Origin of the sequence: Nitrosomonas sp. Nm33 (genome assembly GCF_900107265.1) — a bacterium.
Taxonomy (GTDB): Bacteria; Pseudomonadota; Gammaproteobacteria; order Burkholderiales; family Nitrosomonadaceae; genus Nitrosomonas.
This window is the reverse complement of sequence record NZ_FNPJ01000022.1, coordinates 1-17220: the sequence shown is the minus strand read 5'-3', so window position 1 is coordinate 17220 and position 17220 is coordinate 1. Positions and strand designations below refer to the sequence as shown.

Genomic DNA, 17220 nt, shown 5'->3' with positions numbered 1-17220 from the left:
CACCTTGGGAAGAGTGATAATGACAACACACGGGATCCCCAGCAGCAGAGTGCAGCACGTGCTGGACATATCTGACTAAACGCAGTTGTGGGAGGAACACCCTGCTTCACTGTCCAGCATCAATGTTCATACAGATAGAGAATATACGTGTTGAGCAGGTAGACAACGAACATAAAGAGACTCGTCCAGCCGACGGTGTGGAGAACACGGCCGTTGGGCCGATAAAAAAGCCCGATAATGGCAAGACTAGTCATCATGACCGCGGAGAATGCCGAAACACCATGCACAGGCGAGACATGAGCCAGTAATGGTCCGCGAGTATAAAGTACATCGTCGATCGCAAGGATGAACATAGTAAACAAGTTGCTGCCCAGCAAACTGGCCATCGCCATATTCAGTGCGCCAATGCGCATGGCAGCGATGGAGACTACCATCTCTGGGATGCTGGTAGCCAAGGCGATAAATACCGTACCCACGAAGCTGCGTTGCCAGCCCATATCCTGCGCGATATGCTCACCTACGAAAGGGAGCGCGATGGCCGCGATCACCACCAACACGGCGGCCGCCGCATAACGTGCCACGGACTGGAAGAGACTCAGGTCTGGCCGCCGATCTGGCGCGTGATCGGCAAAAGCCGCCACATGATTTTTTTCGTATTGGAAAACGCTGCGCACGGCTACACCATACATGATCACTAATATGAATGTGTAAAACCCCATGTGCCCGAAACTTAGCTGATAGCCGTTGTGGGATAGCAGGATACTGAAGCCCACAAAACCTATCATCAACACACCGAAACTGGCCGAGAGGATGTGGCCCTGGCTCGATTCCTGAAAGACAGATTCGCCACGGTGCAAAAAGTCCAATAGTACTAAAATGAAGAGATTGATGACACAGGCACCCAAGGCATTGCCCACAGCAATATCCGGCAGTTCAGCGACAGTCACGGAAATCACACCCGTCACCAACTCGGGCAGCGAAGTGACAGTTGCCAGCATTATCACACCGACCCAGCTACCGCCTAATCCGGTCTTGTCAGCGATAACGTCACCGAATACCGACAGCTTGACGCCGGCATAGCCGATTACTGACAGACAGAGCAGGAACTCCAGCCAAGGTAAGGCGTGGGGCGATATCATCAAGCAGAAGCCCTCCTTTCTTAACAAAGTGTAGTGTTGTAGACGTTTATAGAAAAAATAAACGTCCCTTTGCTTTTTTACTTAAATTCGGATTGGCAGTCAAACACGCCAACGAATTCATAAATTGACAATAAGCTGTCTACTTATATACCATCAATTCGTACAATATATCGATTGCTAACAATAAGACACCAATGTTTAAGTGCATGTACTCAGCAATAATTTAGCTGAATCACTTGCTCTAAATTAAGTTAATCATTAAAGTATCCATCATGTTTAGCTTTCCAGGCATCAGAATCTCGCATTTTTCTCCAGGACGCGTGCGCTTAAAAGTTGATAAAGTAAAAAATAATGAAACTTTTGCAAAAAAAGTAGAAATAGAATTATCGAATACGCTGTGTATTACTGAAGTAGAAATCAATGCACTGACAGGCAGCGTGCTGGTCAAGTATGATAAATATGCCATTAAGGATGCAAAAAATTCTGATCACTTATTAGCAACTTTAAAAAAATTATTTCCGGATTTAGATACGGAAAAATTGCGGCCGTATCTGGTTGAATAACATTGGTATTTATAAATTTGCGCAATGCTTGATGGAATAAGGAAAATTAATCTATAACGTATTGGCTTTAAACTTATGCTGATCTGATAACTTTCAGTATCAGCATCTTATACTGAAAGTTATATTTTTAATTCACCGAACGAACACTGCCCACTTTTTATTTCGAGGTGATGATGTCAGTCGAAGATTTTTTTAAAAGTAGTACTGGCAAGGGTTTTGCAATAGGCATTGCTGCAGCCATTCTGGCGCCGGTCATACTGCCCGCAGTTGTGCAAGCTGCAAGACCTTTAGCGCGTGCGGCGATCAAATCTGGCATTCTGCTTTTGAATAAGGGTCGTGAAACTGCTGCCGAATTGGGAGAAGTAGTTGAAGATCTGGTTGCAGAAGCCCGGGCAGAAATTGATGAGGAACGGGCGAGAGCAGCATCTGCAACGGCAACAACAGAAGTGATTATCGAAGATAGCGTAGATATCTCAGAAGCAGGGTCTGAAACAGTTTCGGAACAAAAAGCGCCTCCCACATCCTAGCTTTATGAAATGGTCAGCGCAAATTATCCATATTACTCCCGGGAGAATTCGTTTCAAAGTACCCGCGAAACGCTACGATCCATCTTTCTTTGAAGATTTGCAGGTATATTGTAGTAGTTTTGATGGTGTCAAGCAGGTCACGGCAAATGTATTAACTGGCAGTGTTTTGCTGCTTTATGGCGAGATCGAACAAGATACGTTGATTGAGCGCATAAAAAACCATCCCTTACTTGACTTCGAATCCAAAGATTATCAAATCGAAAAATCTGGCGAGGTATTTACAGCAACTGACCAACAAACTGCTGCGCAAAAAGCCTCAAACACGTTTGCATCATTAGATTCTACTTTAAAAGAATTCAGTAATGGTTCTCTAGATTTGCGTTCTATCCTGTTTATTAGCTTCGTAATGTTTGCTGCGCGACAACTCACACAAGGTGCTGTATTTGGCAATGCGATCAGCCTGTTCTGGTATGCCATTGAATTGATAAGACCTAAAAAGCCTTAACAACACGAAAAGGGACAATCATTTCATCGCTCGCTAATTTTTGAGCGCTACCCAAAATGCAGCAATTCGCTTGTAAAGACAGTTGTTCAGAGCTCTCTTAGCTCCCTAACTGGATAATAAATTTATCAAATCCGTTTTTTCCCAAGGCAACTCAATATCGTCCCTGCCCACATGGCCATACACTGCAAGTCTCCGGTAAAAACCATCCCTGTTAGCCGGTAAAGTTCGTAAATTGAATTGTTTAATCACAGCGCCTGGCCGGAAATCAATCACATCGAGTAAACGCGCTGCAATGTCATGATCGGAAATATTACCAGTACCAAAAGTATTGACTTGAACTGTTACCGGCTTCGCTAGACCTATGCAGTAACTCACCAACACTTCACATTCTTCTGCCAGTCCTGCCGCGACGATATTTTTCGCAGCGTAACGGGCGATATAATTCCCTGTACGGTCTATGCGCAATGGATCTTTTCCACTCAGGGCAGCGCTGCCCATGCGGCAATATTGACCGTACCCATCAATAGCCACTTTCCTCCCCGTAAGCCCTGCATGCACTTTAGGTCCACCACCAAAAAAAGGACCTTGTGGATTAATGTAAATATTTGTGTCTTTATCAATACGAATACCGGTTTGTTCGACAACTGGTTCAATCACATATTTGATTAATGCAGCATTTAAATCTTTAACATTATCGGAGCGAACTTCATTGTGACTGGCAACCAACACCATGCTGTGAATGCGCTCCGGCTTGTTGTCTATGTATTCAATTGCGACTTCCGACATTCCATCTGGCAACAAACCGGATATACGTTCACTTTCACGCACCTGCGACAATTGCCGTGCGAATCGATGTGCCAGCCAAATTGGCATAGGCAGCATGGTCGGCGTTTGCCTACAGGCATAGCCGAACACTGTTGCATGATTTTCTGCAGTAATGTTGTCCAACTCCGCATCACTCATTTGTGTTTCATCACGTGTGACATATTCATCTGTTGGCAACTCAGCAAAATTGGTAAGAATGGTGCAATCTTTTGCATTAAAGTCAGATTGAGTATAGCCCGCATTCTCAATCACATGGCGGGTAACCTCAGGAATATCCACTACCGCATTCGATGCAAACCGCGCTGCAATGAATATCACACCACTTGCTACCGCACACTCCGCATTAATTCGCGAGTAAGGATCCTGTTGCAGGAATTGATCAACAATGGCGTCGCTGATTTGATCACACAATTTATCCGGATGCCCGGCAGTTACCGACGCGGACGTAAATATAAAATTTGCTGTCATGTTGCCGTCTCCTTAATTGTTTGTGAAACATCAATGGTCAATGTGTTTGCGCCACTTTGTTTGATGATGTGTTTGAAACTGTCATTGATCAGCATGGGGACTGCAGCCCCCCCTAGAACGACTAACAAATCGAGTACATTTAGGGGCGATGATCTAAGCCGGCTTCGCAAACCAGGAACCAGCATTACCATAGCTTGTAATAGACCAGACCCTCCAATAGCATAATTTAAATATGAATTAGGCGGCAATGCGCCACGACTAAATATTGAGTGGGTTTCCGAGCGGCAGGTAATCGAATGGAGCAATTGCCCGAGTGTCAACGAATTGAAAAGTATGGTGTTAGATTGCGGACCAATACCGTAGCGTAAAAATCCGTAGCCATATGCTGCCATAGATCCGGTAGTGATGATTGCGGATTCCCGCGCCATACGTATTAAATCCTGGCGCCTTATGATTTTCTCTTGAGGATCACGTGGCGGTTGCAGCATGATATCTGCAGACGGTGTCTCCATAGATAAAGCAAGCCCTGGAAATATATCGGTTACAAGATTGATCCACAGAAGTTGCATTGGACTTAATACTTCACCTGCCCCCACTGCAATACCGGCCAGCATCACTTCGATTTCGGACATGTTGGTTGATATCAGATAGTGAATGGACTTGCGGATGTTATTATAAATAGTACGCCCATGCTCCACAGCAACGATCATAGTATGCAAGTTGTCGTCTTCCAACACGACATCTGAAACCGAACGCGCCACATCGGAAGATGCGCCACCCATGGCGACTCCGATATTCGCCGCCTTTAGTGCCGGACCATCGTTAATGCCATCCCCGGTCATAGCGACAATCTTGCCGGTCTTCTGGATAGCTTGCACAATTTGCAGTTTGTTGGCTGGGCTAACACGGGCAAATACATGCACATCGTGAATCACGCCGCTTAATATTTTCTGATCGAGTTTTTCCAGGCGAGTAGAATCCAGAATCTGTAGCGGTTTACCGTTGCTCAAATTCAGTTGTTTGCCAATTGCATAAGCAGTACTGGCCTGGTCTCCTGTAATCATGACGGTATGAATTCCAGCTCGATGGAATAAACGCATCAAGTCGGGCATGCCGGTACGTAAGGGATCGGTCATACCTACCAACCCAAGCCAGGTCAAATGGGCAGGGACCTCTTCCTCTTGCATGGGTTTCTCCGCGTAAGCCACACCCAGCACGCGCAATGCATCGCCCGCCATCTGATTATTAATATTAATTACCGAGGTACGAAAAGCATCGTCTATGGGATGTATGCCACCTTGGTCTTGGTAAAAATCACATAAGGCTAATACTTCTTGCGGACTCCCTTTCACGGCAATGAGGTAGCGCTCATGCGGCAAGCGGTGAAAAGTACACATATACGGTTGATTCTCCGCACGGTACTTGATTTTGTAGTAGGGGTATAACTGCCGCAATGATGTAATATCCAAGCCGCTGAATCTGGCTAACTCCAACAGGGCATTTTCTGTGGGTGTACCGTTCAAGCGGGTTTGCTGCCTGCTATTTGGCAGCATCGATTCATTACAAAGGCTGATAATTTCCAGAAAACGCCGATAACTGTCATCGGAAAATCCTGATACAGGTTTATCGCCTATGAGTAATTGTTCACCAGACACGAGATAGCGCTTGCTACCCACATGGGCCGTAACGGCAGTCATTCGGTTTAAGGTTAATGTACCGGTTTTATCCAGGCAAAAAACTTGTACCGAACCTAGCGTTTCTACTGCGTCAAGATGGCGTACCGCTACATTATATTTGCGCATCTTGCGAATGCCGAGTGCAAGCGTGGTAGTGGCCACAGCCGGCAATCCTTCCGGCACTGCTGCTACGGCCAGTGATATAGAACTCTTCAACATTTGCAATAAGCCATAACCGCGCAACATTCCTAGCGCAAACATACCCAAACAGATTGCACCACTCGCGAGCGCTAATTGGGTACCAATATGATCTAATTCCTGTTGCATCGGTGTTTCAGGCGGGCGCGCCTCACCAACGAGACTTTGTATTTGTCCAATTTGTGTATTGACACCGGTCGCGATGACAATACCTACGCCATTGCCGCCGGTTATCATGGTGCCCATGTACACCATGTTGCGCCGGTCTGCGAGCGGCGTATCTTGTCTCGCAAGGGGAAGCGCAATTTTTGAAACGGGCATGCTCTCACCAGTTAAGGCTGATTCGTCCACGGTAAGCTGACTGGTTTTAATTACACGCGCATCTGCAGCGACAAAATCACCGGGCTGCAGCACCACAATATCGCCGACAGTTACACTCGCATGTGGTATGGGCTGGAGCTCACCGTCACGAATGACCTGCGCATTCCGCGGAGTAATTTTTGTCAGTGAACTGATAATTTTTTCCGCCTGCATTTCTGTATAAAAACCGATACTTGCATTAACAAGCACTACACCCATAATAATGCCTGCATCCAATATCCCGCCTGTTGCTAATGAGACTAGCGTGGATGCTGCGAGCAAACCTACCGGTAGCGTAAGCAACTGCTCAAGAAACATGCTAATAGGTGAACGTCTGGCGATTTCCGGCAATTGATTCAAGCCGTACAGTTGCAGCATTCGTTGGACCGAATTTTTATCCAAACCTTGCTGCGCATCCACATGGAATTTTTCTAAGATCTGGTTTGTATCAAGGATATGCCAATCGGTATTATCTTGAGGTGCCCTTGGACTTACGGGGGTATCCTGTGGTGAAGTAAATAAGTTTTGCGTTCGTTTCCACAGCGAATCGAAATAGGTAGCAAAATCAACTAATGCTGCATCGGTTTTGGTTAACGATCCGGTGAAGCGAAGATTTTTAATCGCTCGCTTGCAGGCTTCAAGCAACAAATAAGGTAGTTTATCCAGCGCGATATCTTTGCCATAAACTATCACTACTGACCCAGTCAAACTATTCACTCTAACTGCCCTAATACCTGAGATCGCTCCCATTTGCTGCCCCAGCTCCTGGCCCAAAGCAGATGTACGGTACAAGATATTTATGTGATAGCGCGCTCTGCCCGGTACGCAGGTGTGCACAGGTTTTATCCGGATTTTAATGGATTTCTTACCCGAACTTGGTGAAACTTGCAGCGCTGATTTGGATTCTGTATCGCTAGCCATCATATAAATTTTGCTGCACAGATTATTTTAGTAATTGGACAGTAACTAAAGCGTATTGTGCAGCCACAAAAGGAATAGCTTTTTTAGGCTAGCAGGCTGTTGAAAAACGTATTCGAAGCAGTCGATGATAGGCAAAAACAGGCGAAAAAGCGGAGTTTATATCTGATTTTTGCGTTCGTTTCCACAGCGAATCGAAATAGGTAGCAAAATCAACTAATGCTGCATCGGTTTTGGTTAACGATCCGGTGAAGCGAAGATTTTTAATCGCTCGCTTGCAGGCTTCAAGCAACAAATAAGGTAGTTTATCCAGCGCGATATCTTTGCCATAAACTATCACTACTGACCCCGTCAGGCTATTCACTCTAACTGCCATAATGCCTGAGATCGCTCCCATTTGCTGCTCCAGCTTCTGGCCCAAAGCAGATGTACGGTACAAGATATTTATGTGATAGCGCGCTCTGCCCGGTACGCAGGTGTGCACAGATTTTATCCGGATTTTAATGGATTTCTTACCCGAACTTGGTGAAACTTGCAGCGCTGATTTGGATTCTGTATCGCTAGCCATCATATAAATTTTGCTGCACAGATTATTTTAGTAATTGGACAGTAACTAAAGCGTATTGTGCAGCCACAAAAGGAATAGCTTTTTTAAGCTAGCAGGCTGTTGAAAAACGTATTCGAAGCAGTCGATGATAGGCAAAAACAGGCGAAAAAGCGGAGTTTATATCTGATAAATGAGCATTTTGAGCCTGTTTGTAACACCGCAGCGGCAACGTAGATAGTTTTTCAGCAGCCTGCTAGCCGGGCGTTGCGTTTCTGCTGCATAACCCACATATCACTTTTCTCAGTTCACGTTTATAGATCTGCTAACTGGACTCCGCTCTGCACGGCTATAATTCTCGTATTCCCGACGTATCAGCTCAGGACCGTATTTGCGCTCCAGTCGGCGCACCAAGAAGTGAGCGCGAGCGATGTCCTGAAAGTGCTGGATGAAGATGACATTCACCAGCGCCCCACTCAAGGCACCCAGTATGGGAACCATCTGAACTGCAGCCTTCTCAGTAACCACGACCCCGAACCGGGCAGCAATAGCAGCGATCAATACCACCATGGCTGGGTGGGATGGCTGAAGGATGCCTTTTTCCAAGACCTTCTCCGGAACCCTGGATAAGTGCAGGGCCAAGACTATGCGAACGCCGTAGTAGCCGGCCTCTGCAGCATCATCCTCCTCAGTGCGACCGCCTAGTGCCAGGACTTCCAGGCAAGCAAGGCGGGTGTGCAAATCACTCAGATCTTCACCCTCGCTGCGCGCAATGTCAGCAATAGCCCGTAAAGTAATGATTGTGGACATAGGCAACTCGGCAATAACAGCGGGTAGACCAAAGAATCCCCCAAGAGCCCCTGAAGTGGCCGCCAACAGCTTATGGTACCGTTCTTGAGCAGGTATGCCAGGTTGGCTATCAAAGGGACTGATAACGCTTTCCAGTGCAGTCAGCAGGGTATGGTTCATGCCCTGACGCAGGTTCTCGTGCCAAGTCTTGGGCAACAGCTTGAGGCTGCGCTCAATCGGTAAACCGACAAAATTGGTCAGGCGCGCCGCCATGCTGGGATGCTCCAGACGCTGATGGGCAACACGTAGTGCCTCCGCATCCTCAGGCGTAAGTTGCAAGATTTCAGTCATTTCTTACCTGTAGTTGGTGTAAAAGAAATTTTGTTTAAACTTTAAACCTAAAAACCGTTTTTAGGTTTAATATTCATCGCTTGATTTTAGCAAAAACCAGGAGCAGCGTTATGGCGCTGGATATGAGCAGACGTATCGCAAGGAAAGCTCTAGACTAAACTATGAAGTATTGGCTCAAGCTTGTTCAATCTCGGTATGTCGAATATCCTCACCGCTAACCATATACACTGCATACTCCGCCAAATTGCGAGCGTGCTCACCAACACGCATCAGTGATTTCATGACCAGCACAATATTGATGATGTGCCCAACGTTTCGCGCATCTTCTAGCACGTATGTGGTAAGCCTTCGTAAACCTGCCTGGAATTCTTCGTCAAGATCATCATGGCTGTTTAACAGCTTTTCAGCTCTCTCCAGATCAAGAACATCCAGAATTTCAATCGCTTCTTTTAGCAAGGCACATGCAAGTTTGCCCATTACACTGACGTCTCGGAGCAAATAATTACTTGGGTTAGTGTGCTCATTGTTATACAGGGTTGTAGCAATATAAGCTATTTTAGTAGCTTCATCACCTAAGCGTTCAAGGTCAGTGACTGCTTTTGAGAAAGCCATGACGGCCCGCAAATCACGAGCTACCGGGCTGCGTTTTGCCAGTATTTCAGTGATTGCACTGTCTATATTTTTTTCCAAAGCGTCTACCTGCGATTCTCTTTCATTTACTATCCGTACAATATCCAGATTTTGCTGCTGTAAAGATTCAAGCGCCATTTGGACTTGATCATAAACAAGTCCAGCCATTTGTAGTACCTCAGTATGAAGGCGATACAACTCGCCATCAAAACGTCGAAAGGTATGACCTTCGAGTCGGGTAGACATGTTCATTCTCCTTGATTCGCTTTAAGCATTTAACCAAAACGGCCTGTAATATAATCTTCAGTCAACTGATGCCCAGGCTTGGTGAAAATCTGTTCGGTTGTACCGACCTCGATTAGATCGCCGAGGTGAAAATACGCGGTACGATGCGACACACGCGCAGCCTGTTGCATGTTGTGCGTTACAATAACGATTGAATAATCGGCACACAGTTTATCCATCAACTCTTCAATTTTGGTAGTCGCGATAGGATCAAGCGCAGAACAAGGCTCATCCATGAGAATGACTTCTGGATTGACTGCAATCGCACGCGCGATACACAAACGCTGCTGTTGCCCACCGGACAAGCTCGTTCCTGGCTGATCAAGACGGTCTTTGACTTCTTCCCAAAGCCCTGCTCTTTTCAAACTTGTCACCACGATTTCATCCAGCTCGACTTTGTCTTTGGCTAGACCATGAATGCGTGGTCCAAATGCAACGTTTTCGTATACGGATTTTGGAAAAGGATTGGGTTTCTGGAAAACCATTCCAACCTTGGCACGCAAGGGCACTACATCAATTGACTTGTCATTGATATCTTGGCCATCCATCATGATTTTTCCGGTCACATGACAGTTTTCTATGGTGTCATTCATTCGATTGAAACAACGCAGAAAAGTGGATTTTCCGCAACCGGATGGACCAATCATGGCAATAATCTCTTGGCGACCGATGTCGAGCGTAACATTCCTGACGGCATGCTTGTCGCCATAAAAAACATCGATATCAGTGCAGCGTATGCGAGGATCAGCGACGGTAATCTCTCCTATAGTTTGCCTGTTATCCCGGGTGACTATGGCTGTTTGTAGGTGTATTCTGGTTTGCTTTCTTCGCTCTTTTTTTCGACGTTCAATCTGATTGTCTTGCTGTTCTATTTCAACGATATCGGCCATCAAACCCCCTTTCCTGAATAACTTTACCAGCGCCGCTCGAATTTCTTGCGAAGGATGATCGCCAGCGCATTCATGATAAAAAGAAACCCCAGTAGCACCATAATTGCTGCTGAGGTACGTTCAACGAATGCACGTTCTGGACTGTCTGCCCATAAGAAGATTTGTACTGGGAGTACCGTCGCTGGATCAAATATGTTTGATGGTATATTAACGATAAAAGCGACCATGCCAATCATTAGCAAGGGTGCTGTCTCACCCAACGCGCGAGCCATGCCAATAATCGTTCCCGTAAGAATTCCTGGAATAGCAAGCGGCAACACATGAAAATAGACTGTCTGCATTGCTGATGCGCCCACGCCAAGAGCCGCTTCACGTATGGAAGGTGGAACAGACTTTAAGGCTCCACGGCTGGCAATGATAATCGTAGGCAAGGTCATAAAGGCAAGCACTAATCCTCCAACCAGTGGTGCTGAACGAGGAAAACTCATGAAGTTAATGAACACAGCCAGACCCAGTAGCCCAAAAATGATGGATGGCACAGCAGCAAGATTGTTGATATTAACCTCGATTAAATCTGTCCATTTATTTTTGGGAGCAAATTCTTCCAGATAAATTGCTGTGGCAACGCCCATTGGAAACGATAATATCAAGGTCACGATCAGAGTGTAAATCGATCCCATCAATGCACCCCATATTCCAGCCAGCTCCGGTTCACGTGAATCACCGTTGGTAAAAAATGCCGTATTAAACTTAAGCACCAGCTTTTCTTTGGCTTCCAACTGATCAAGCCACGAAATCTGCACATCCCGCAGACGACGTTCTGTCTCGGGCACATCACGCATCACATGTCCCTTAATTAACATATCTACCTCATCATCCGCCGGCACCCATACCTGTTGGGCTTGCCCAATCAGAGCGGGTTTATCCATAACCATCTTCCTCAACTGATAAGTCGCACCCGTGCTGACAAGACTATATAACAGGCGCTTTTCATTACGATCAGTTACATCAGGGAACATCTTGCCCAAGCTTGCTTTGACTAGACCACTATAGTCGACAGTAGAAAGCGCATCACGGTGTCGTGTCCCTTCCGGATCGAGCAACTGTTCATCAAAATTCATTTCCAGTTGAATGAATGTTTGCTGAAAAGCAGTGTAACCTTTTGACACAATGCCGTAGAACAGCATAAAAAGAAACATCAGACCCATCATGATGGATATCAGACCAATACTCCGAAACAACTTTTCAGATAAGTGTCGTTTAGGCAGGCTTGCATTGATCAGATCAATCGTTTTCGGTCTAGAAGAGGCTAATTTATTCATATTGTTCACGATATTTTTTCACCACATACAATGCAATCACATTGAGTATCAGCGTTACCACAAAAAGCATCAGTCCCAATGCAAATGCAGCCAGTGTTTTCGGACTATCGAACTCCTGGTCGCCAACCAGCAAAGTGACAATTTGGACGGTTACAGTCGTAACGGATTCTAATGGATTGATGGTCAAGTTTGCTGCGAGGCCCGCTGCCATTACCACAATCATGGTCTCACCAATGGCACGTGACACCGCCAGCAGGATACCGGCTACAATTCCAGGAAGCGCTGCTGGTATAACAATTTTTCTGATGGTTTCAGATTGCGTTGCCCCTAGACTGTAAGCGCCATCTCGCAATGATTGGGGCACCGCATAGATCACATCATCAGAAAGTGACGATACAAACGGAATAATCATGATTCCCATCACCACACCTGCAGCCAAGGCGCTTTCAGATGAAATATCCAGTCCCAGCGACTCACCCCAACCTCGAAAAAAGGGAGCAACCGTTAACGCTGCAAAGAATCCATATACGACTGTTGGAATACCAGCAAGAATTTCAAGCATCGGTTTGCTCAAGGCACGCAAACGCGACGACGCATACTCAGATAAATAGATGGCGGACATCAGACCAATGGGCACAGCGACCACCATGGCAATGACAGATACCAGCATGGTGCCAACAAACAAGGGGACAGCACCAAATGCGCCCGATGCACCAACCTGGCCGGGTCGAATGGCAGTTTGAGGACTCCATTGCAATCCAAATAGAAAGTCGGTAATGGGCACCGACTGGAAAAAGCGTATTGCCTCGAATAAAACTGACAATACGATACCCAACGTTGTAAATATCGCGATGGTAGAACAAGCTATCAGAAAAACCAGAATCGTATTTTCAACCTTATTGCGTGCTCTATGTTGCTGATCAACACGAGATAATGCATAGGCAGCGCCAGTCAGACCGAATGCCATCATCACAACGAATAATGCAATATTACTGATAGTCTGCAATTCTCGATAGCGGTCAGCTGCTGCGGCGATTTCCGGGCGAGCCGTGCCAGCTACAATGTTCCCGTTTACTATGTTGCGAATTTCGTTGATTACAAGATTTAATTGTTGTTTTGAAAGTGAGGTGACATCTTCAGGAAGACCTGCAATAACAAGATTTGTGATAATCGCTGATTCAGAAAACTGCCAAAAAGCAAAAATGATAAACGCAGGAATACCACACCAGAGTGCTGTGTAGTAGCCATAGTAAACAGGCAATGAGTTGAGCTTCCGAATATCACCATTCGAAACTACCAAAGCACGCCGGCGCCCAAAATAGAAACAGGCCACCATTAATAAAAGCAAGATAAAAACAAGAGTAAGCGTATGCATATATGCTATCAAGTCTGCAAGGGTGGCGCAGAGTACAACTGCCTCACCCTATTACAATCGGTTAATTACAGATTAATTTGCAATTAGCTGCTTAACAGTCTGAGCAACCTTAGCACGCTCGGCGGTTGGCAAAGGAATCAGGCCTCTGTCTGATAAATAGCCATTATCACCCCAAGCTTTTTCACTGGTAAACTCGTTTAAATATTCCTTGATTCCTGGAATCATGCCAACATGCGCTTTCTTCACATAAAAAAATAGCGGACGGGAAATCGGATAACTGTGATCTGCGATCGTGTCAAACGTTGGTGCAACGCCGTCAATGACTGAACCTTGTACCTTGTCAATATTTTGATCCAGGAAGTTAAAACCGAAAATGCCCAGCGCTTTTGGATTTGCCTGTAGCTTCTGCAAAATCAGGTTATCGTTTTCACCTGCCTCGACATAAGCGCCGTCTTCACGGATTGTTTGACAAATTGCCTTATATTGCTTTTCATCCTTTTTTTCTATCGCTGCAATCCAGTCAAACTTTTTACACCCCCCTTCCATGGCAAGCTCGACAAATGCATCGCGAGTACCCGAGGTGGGAGGCGGACCCAGCACTTCAATAGCAACATTGGGTAATTTTGAATTCACATCCTTCCAGGTCTTGTAGGGATTGGGAACCAGCTTTTCGCTGCCCTTGGGATCGGGTACATTCTTGGCTAGCGCTAAAAACAGATCTTTCCGTGAAAGTTGCAATGGCTCAGTTTTCTTGGAACTGGCAATGGCAATACCGTCATAGCCAATTTTTACCTCAATAGCCTCAGCGATACCGTTTGCTGCACACAAGTCGACCTCTGATTTTTTAATCGCACGAGAAGCATTGGTAATATCAGGATGTTCCACACCTATCCCGCCACAAAAGAGCTTAAAACCACCGCCTGTACCTGTAGATTCAATTTTCGGTGTTTTAAAACCAGATGTTTTACCGAAAGTTTCAGCCACTACAGTAGCAAAGGGATAAACCGTCGAGGAGCCAACAATACTAATATAATCGCGTGCGGCTTGGGTTAAGCCTGAACCGGCAGAAACCATTAGAACAACTGCCAGAATAAATGATTTTCCAGACACTTCTTTCTCCTCGAGAAAACACGCTGATCAGTTTCAGAATGGATGATTACATTTCCCTCACCATGACTAAGTTATACTGCGCTATTGTTACATGATTATGACACTCGAAGTGCATATAGCATCCCAAACAGGATTCGCTTTCCCAGCTATGAAGCCATCTGAATGAACGTTTTTGTAATCTCGATCACATAACTTCACTAAAGCGTGTACCCTAGCTTCTGACCTCAATAAATAAATTCAGTCAGGATAAGGTTAAAGTAGCTTGTCGTTTTACTCTGTATACCATCACCTACAAACTTAGGCGTAATTATCTTCCTTTGCAGAAAAAAATTATTCCCTGTTTACAGGCAGGAGAATTTCCTTAATTATGCGATTTGGAGCTCCTTGATTGTTTTCACATATTTTTTTGGCAATGTCAATTTCAGCACACCATTTTCATATTGGGCTTGAGCCTTATTCAAATCTATTTCCTCATCCAGTCTAAATGTGCGGGAAACTGGTTCACAAGTGCGTTCGCAAGAAATTATTCTTTCACCTTCTTTTTGCTCTGCCTCTTTCTTTTTTTCAACACTAATGACAACACAGCTACTTTCCAATTGAACTTTTATGTCGCTTTTATTTACACCAGGAATATCTGCATGCAGAGTATAAGCAGAAGGATTTTCGATTAAATCAGCTTTCATTTGTGGAATTTCTCCTATATGTATGCCTACATTACCGAGCCAATCTCCAAGAGTAACAAGTAGATCAGTGACATTACTGGGCAGAACTGAAGATGGTTTTATAATAGTGGTCTCTCCAGGAGGCGGTTGTGTGGCTGTTGTCTCACCAAGGGGAGTAGAAGGTGGTTTCTCGGCACTTATTTCACTTGGCTGAGATGGACGTTTGGTACTTGTCATAATAGTTCTCCTTATCTATGAAAGCGACCATTTTTTAAGTCAATTAGCTTCTCAAACCAGAAGCTACAAAAAGAAGCATGAATTACTTAATTGTCGCCTTTTTAATTAGCAGCGTAGTCTTGATTGGAGATTCCGCTATTCCCTTTCTCATTCGATCGATCTCCAAGTTTTAATGTAAGAAAATAAGATGAAATAAGGGTCTAATATTGAAATCAATATCTATAATAAACAATAAATAACAAAAGAATATACGTGCTAACACTTATATAGAAAACAAATAAACTGCTCGGATTTATAGCAATTGATCTGATTGGTTTTATCTGAATCCGACGGCAGGTTTTAGATAAGACGAACGGAGTAGCGACAGAAATGATACGATTTGAAGAAGCATAAGAAGGTTAGGAAAGATATTACCTCACGCAGGTAGAAGCAACGCTGCTGTGGTTTACCGCAACCTAGCAGCAACCGGGCTTATCCATCTATTCAATTAGTTTTGCAGGAATATATTGATGCGATAAAGGTGACAAGCAAGCGTATTGCCGATACAACACTCAATAGACGACCATGGCTATTGCACGGGTACTAATGGATTTTATCTGGAACATTGCATGTCACGACAATCAGACAGTCACTGATTAATCGGAAAAGGTGATAACAGGTATGTTGCGCTGTGGCATGGTTGGACCGATGTGGGGAACCCTGGCCCAGGCTATATCGGCATTAACCAACGGAATGAACATCTCTGCAATTAGAGGAAAGCCAGCTCTGTGACGCAGTGAAGTCAGGTCAAATGAATATGAATTAAATCAACTATTGATAGCTCAAAATATATGAGCCCTACCCTTCCTATACCTCGCCCCCTGGGGGAGGTTCTTCATTTCTTGCTTCTGTATTTATTATTTTTCACATGAAAAGCTTTATTAAAATCATACTCTTAGAATCAAGCCTGAAACCACCAGAATCACTATTTGCGCAACCAATCTTAAATAACAGCGCGCCAGCGTCGTTATTGCTCTTGCTTTTGTATTCATTATTTCCTCACATAAAAAGTTCTATCAAAATCATATCTTCAGGATTAAGCCTGAAACACTAAGATATCTACTTCATGTGACAATTTAATTACACATATAAAAAAACCCTTAATCAACCAATAAACTTGCCCAGGCTTGTAACAAATGATCTGATAATTTTCATCTGAAACCGAAGGGGATTCAGATGAAACGGGTGGAATGATACAGGAGAAACGGAAATATGATTTGAAAAAACATATGGAGATTGGGAAAGACGCTACTTCATGCAAGCGGAAGCAACGCTGCTGTTTGGGTAAGTGATCGAATATTTCGTCGTTAGGTAAACCGTTATGAGAAAGGTTGATTGAAAACGCTGATGGATAAGCGACCTATGCGGATATCACACCAGCGGGCACCAGTAGATGGAGTTATACGATTGACCGAGCAATATCGCAGTTGCCATTCAGATTGGAATGCCAAGCACTTCTATGATCAGGTCAGGGACCCATTGAATCAAAAAATAAAAGTGGCCGGGAATATTTGGGCACAAATTTTTATGTGGTTTTTTTGATAAAAAAGGGTGTATATTTTCTTATGCACCTCTTCTAGTGATAATAAATCACATCAAAAATCATGGCGAAACGCGCTAAAAAAATTTATGTATTGGATACTTCTGTTTTACTTTTCGATCACAACTCCATTAAAAACTTTGAAGAAAATGATGTAGCCATTCCCATTACCTGAAGTGGTCCCCAAAAACTGTACAGATTGTTAAGCTCTGACAAAATTAAAAAGGAGCTTAATGACGATGAGTAAGAAGCGCACTCAATATTCGA

Annotated in this window: 15 protein-coding genes; 4 read left to right on the top strand and 11 right to left on the bottom strand. The window is 44.7% G+C overall.

What is annotated here, in order from left to right; translation table 11 throughout:
• Positions 1–119: 119 nt before the first annotated feature.
• On the bottom strand, positions 120–1139 hold the full coding sequence (locus BLV54_RS06540) for a sodium:calcium antiporter (RefSeq protein WP_090569488.1): 1020 nt from the start codon (positions 1137–1139) through the stop codon (positions 120–122).
• Between the two features lie 272 nt (positions 1140–1411).
• Between BLV54_RS06540 and BLV54_RS06535 the strand changes: the two genes are divergently transcribed.
• From BLV54_RS06535 to BLV54_RS06525, 3 genes are all read left to right on the top strand, one after another.
• The gene (locus tag BLV54_RS06535) at positions 1412–1702 is read left to right on the top strand and encodes an HMA2 domain-containing protein (protein ID WP_090569485.1); all 291 of its coding nucleotides are present in this window, start codon (positions 1412–1414) and stop codon (positions 1700–1702) included.
• 170 nt (positions 1703–1872) lie between these two features.
• Positions 1873–2229 (top strand): DUF5132 domain-containing protein, encoded by a 357-nt coding sequence (locus BLV54_RS06530; protein ID WP_090569482.1) that lies wholly within the window; start codon positions 1873–1875, stop codon positions 2227–2229.
• A 4-nt stretch (positions 2230–2233) separates the two neighbouring features.
• Positions 2234–2734, top strand: a complete 501-nt coding sequence (locus BLV54_RS06525) for an HMA2 domain-containing protein (RefSeq protein ID WP_090569480.1) — start codon at positions 2234–2236, stop codon at positions 2732–2734.
• A 105-nt stretch (positions 2735–2839) separates the two neighbouring features.
• Here the strand turns inward: BLV54_RS06525 and metK are convergent, their stop codons facing one another.
• The 10 genes from metK to BLV54_RS06475 form a co-directional block, all read right to left on the bottom strand.
• Complete coding sequence (gene metK / locus BLV54_RS06520; protein ID WP_090569477.1) at positions 2840–4027, bottom strand: methionine adenosyltransferase; 1188 nt, start codon at positions 4025–4027, stop codon at positions 2840–2842.
• Positions 4024–7185 (bottom strand): cation-translocating P-type ATPase, encoded by a 3162-nt coding sequence (locus BLV54_RS06515; protein WP_090569475.1) that lies wholly within the window; start codon positions 7183–7185, stop codon positions 4024–4026. The genes metK and BLV54_RS06515 overlap by 4 nt, the downstream gene beginning before the upstream one ends.
• Before the next feature lie 85 nt (positions 7186–7270).
• Positions 7271–7750: an HMA2 domain-containing protein gene (locus BLV54_RS06510; RefSeq protein WP_090569472.1), complete on the bottom strand. Its 480-nt coding sequence runs from the start codon at positions 7748–7750 to the stop codon at positions 7271–7273.
• A 276-nt stretch (positions 7751–8026) separates the two neighbouring features.
• The gene (locus BLV54_RS06505) at positions 8027–8863 is read right to left on the bottom strand and encodes an EcsC family protein (RefSeq protein WP_090569469.1); all 837 of its coding nucleotides are present in this window, start codon (positions 8861–8863) and stop codon (positions 8027–8029) included.
• Positions 8864–9037: 174 nt separating this feature from the next.
• A complete protein-coding gene (phoU, locus tag BLV54_RS06500) occupies positions 9038–9739 on the bottom strand; it encodes a phosphate signaling complex protein PhoU (protein ID WP_176969698.1) in 702 nt (233 codons plus the stop codon).
• Positions 9740–9768: 29 nt separating this feature from the next.
• Positions 9769–10668: a phosphate ABC transporter ATP-binding protein PstB gene (pstB, locus tag BLV54_RS06495; RefSeq protein ID WP_090569463.1), complete on the bottom strand. Its 900-nt coding sequence runs from the start codon at positions 10666–10668 to the stop codon at positions 9769–9771.
• Between the two features lie 23 nt (positions 10669–10691).
• A complete protein-coding gene (pstA, locus tag BLV54_RS06490; RefSeq protein WP_090569460.1) occupies positions 10692–11990 on the bottom strand; it encodes a phosphate ABC transporter permease PstA in 1299 nt (432 codons plus the stop codon).
• Complete coding sequence (gene pstC / locus BLV54_RS06485) at positions 11983–13365, bottom strand: phosphate ABC transporter permease subunit PstC (protein WP_090569457.1); 1383 nt, start codon at positions 13363–13365, stop codon at positions 11983–11985. Before pstC ends, pstA begins: the two co-directional genes overlap by 8 nt.
• Before the next feature lie 72 nt (positions 13366–13437).
• Positions 13438–14475, bottom strand: coding sequence for a PstS family phosphate ABC transporter substrate-binding protein (locus tag BLV54_RS06480; protein WP_218132333.1), 1038 nt, complete (start codon positions 14473–14475; stop codon positions 13438–13440).
• A 365-nt stretch (positions 14476–14840) separates the two neighbouring features.
• Complete coding sequence (locus BLV54_RS06475) at positions 14841–15374, bottom strand: Hsp20/alpha crystallin family protein (RefSeq protein ID WP_090569455.1); 534 nt, start codon at positions 15372–15374, stop codon at positions 14841–14843.
• Between the two features lie 1643 nt (positions 15375–17017).
• On the opposite strand from BLV54_RS06475, the gene BLV54_RS06465 reads away from it, so the two are divergent.
• A complete protein-coding gene (locus BLV54_RS06465; RefSeq protein ID WP_218132332.1) occupies positions 17018–17128 on the top strand; it encodes a PIN domain-containing protein in 111 nt (36 codons plus the stop codon).
• Positions 17129–17220: the final 92 nt, after the last annotated feature.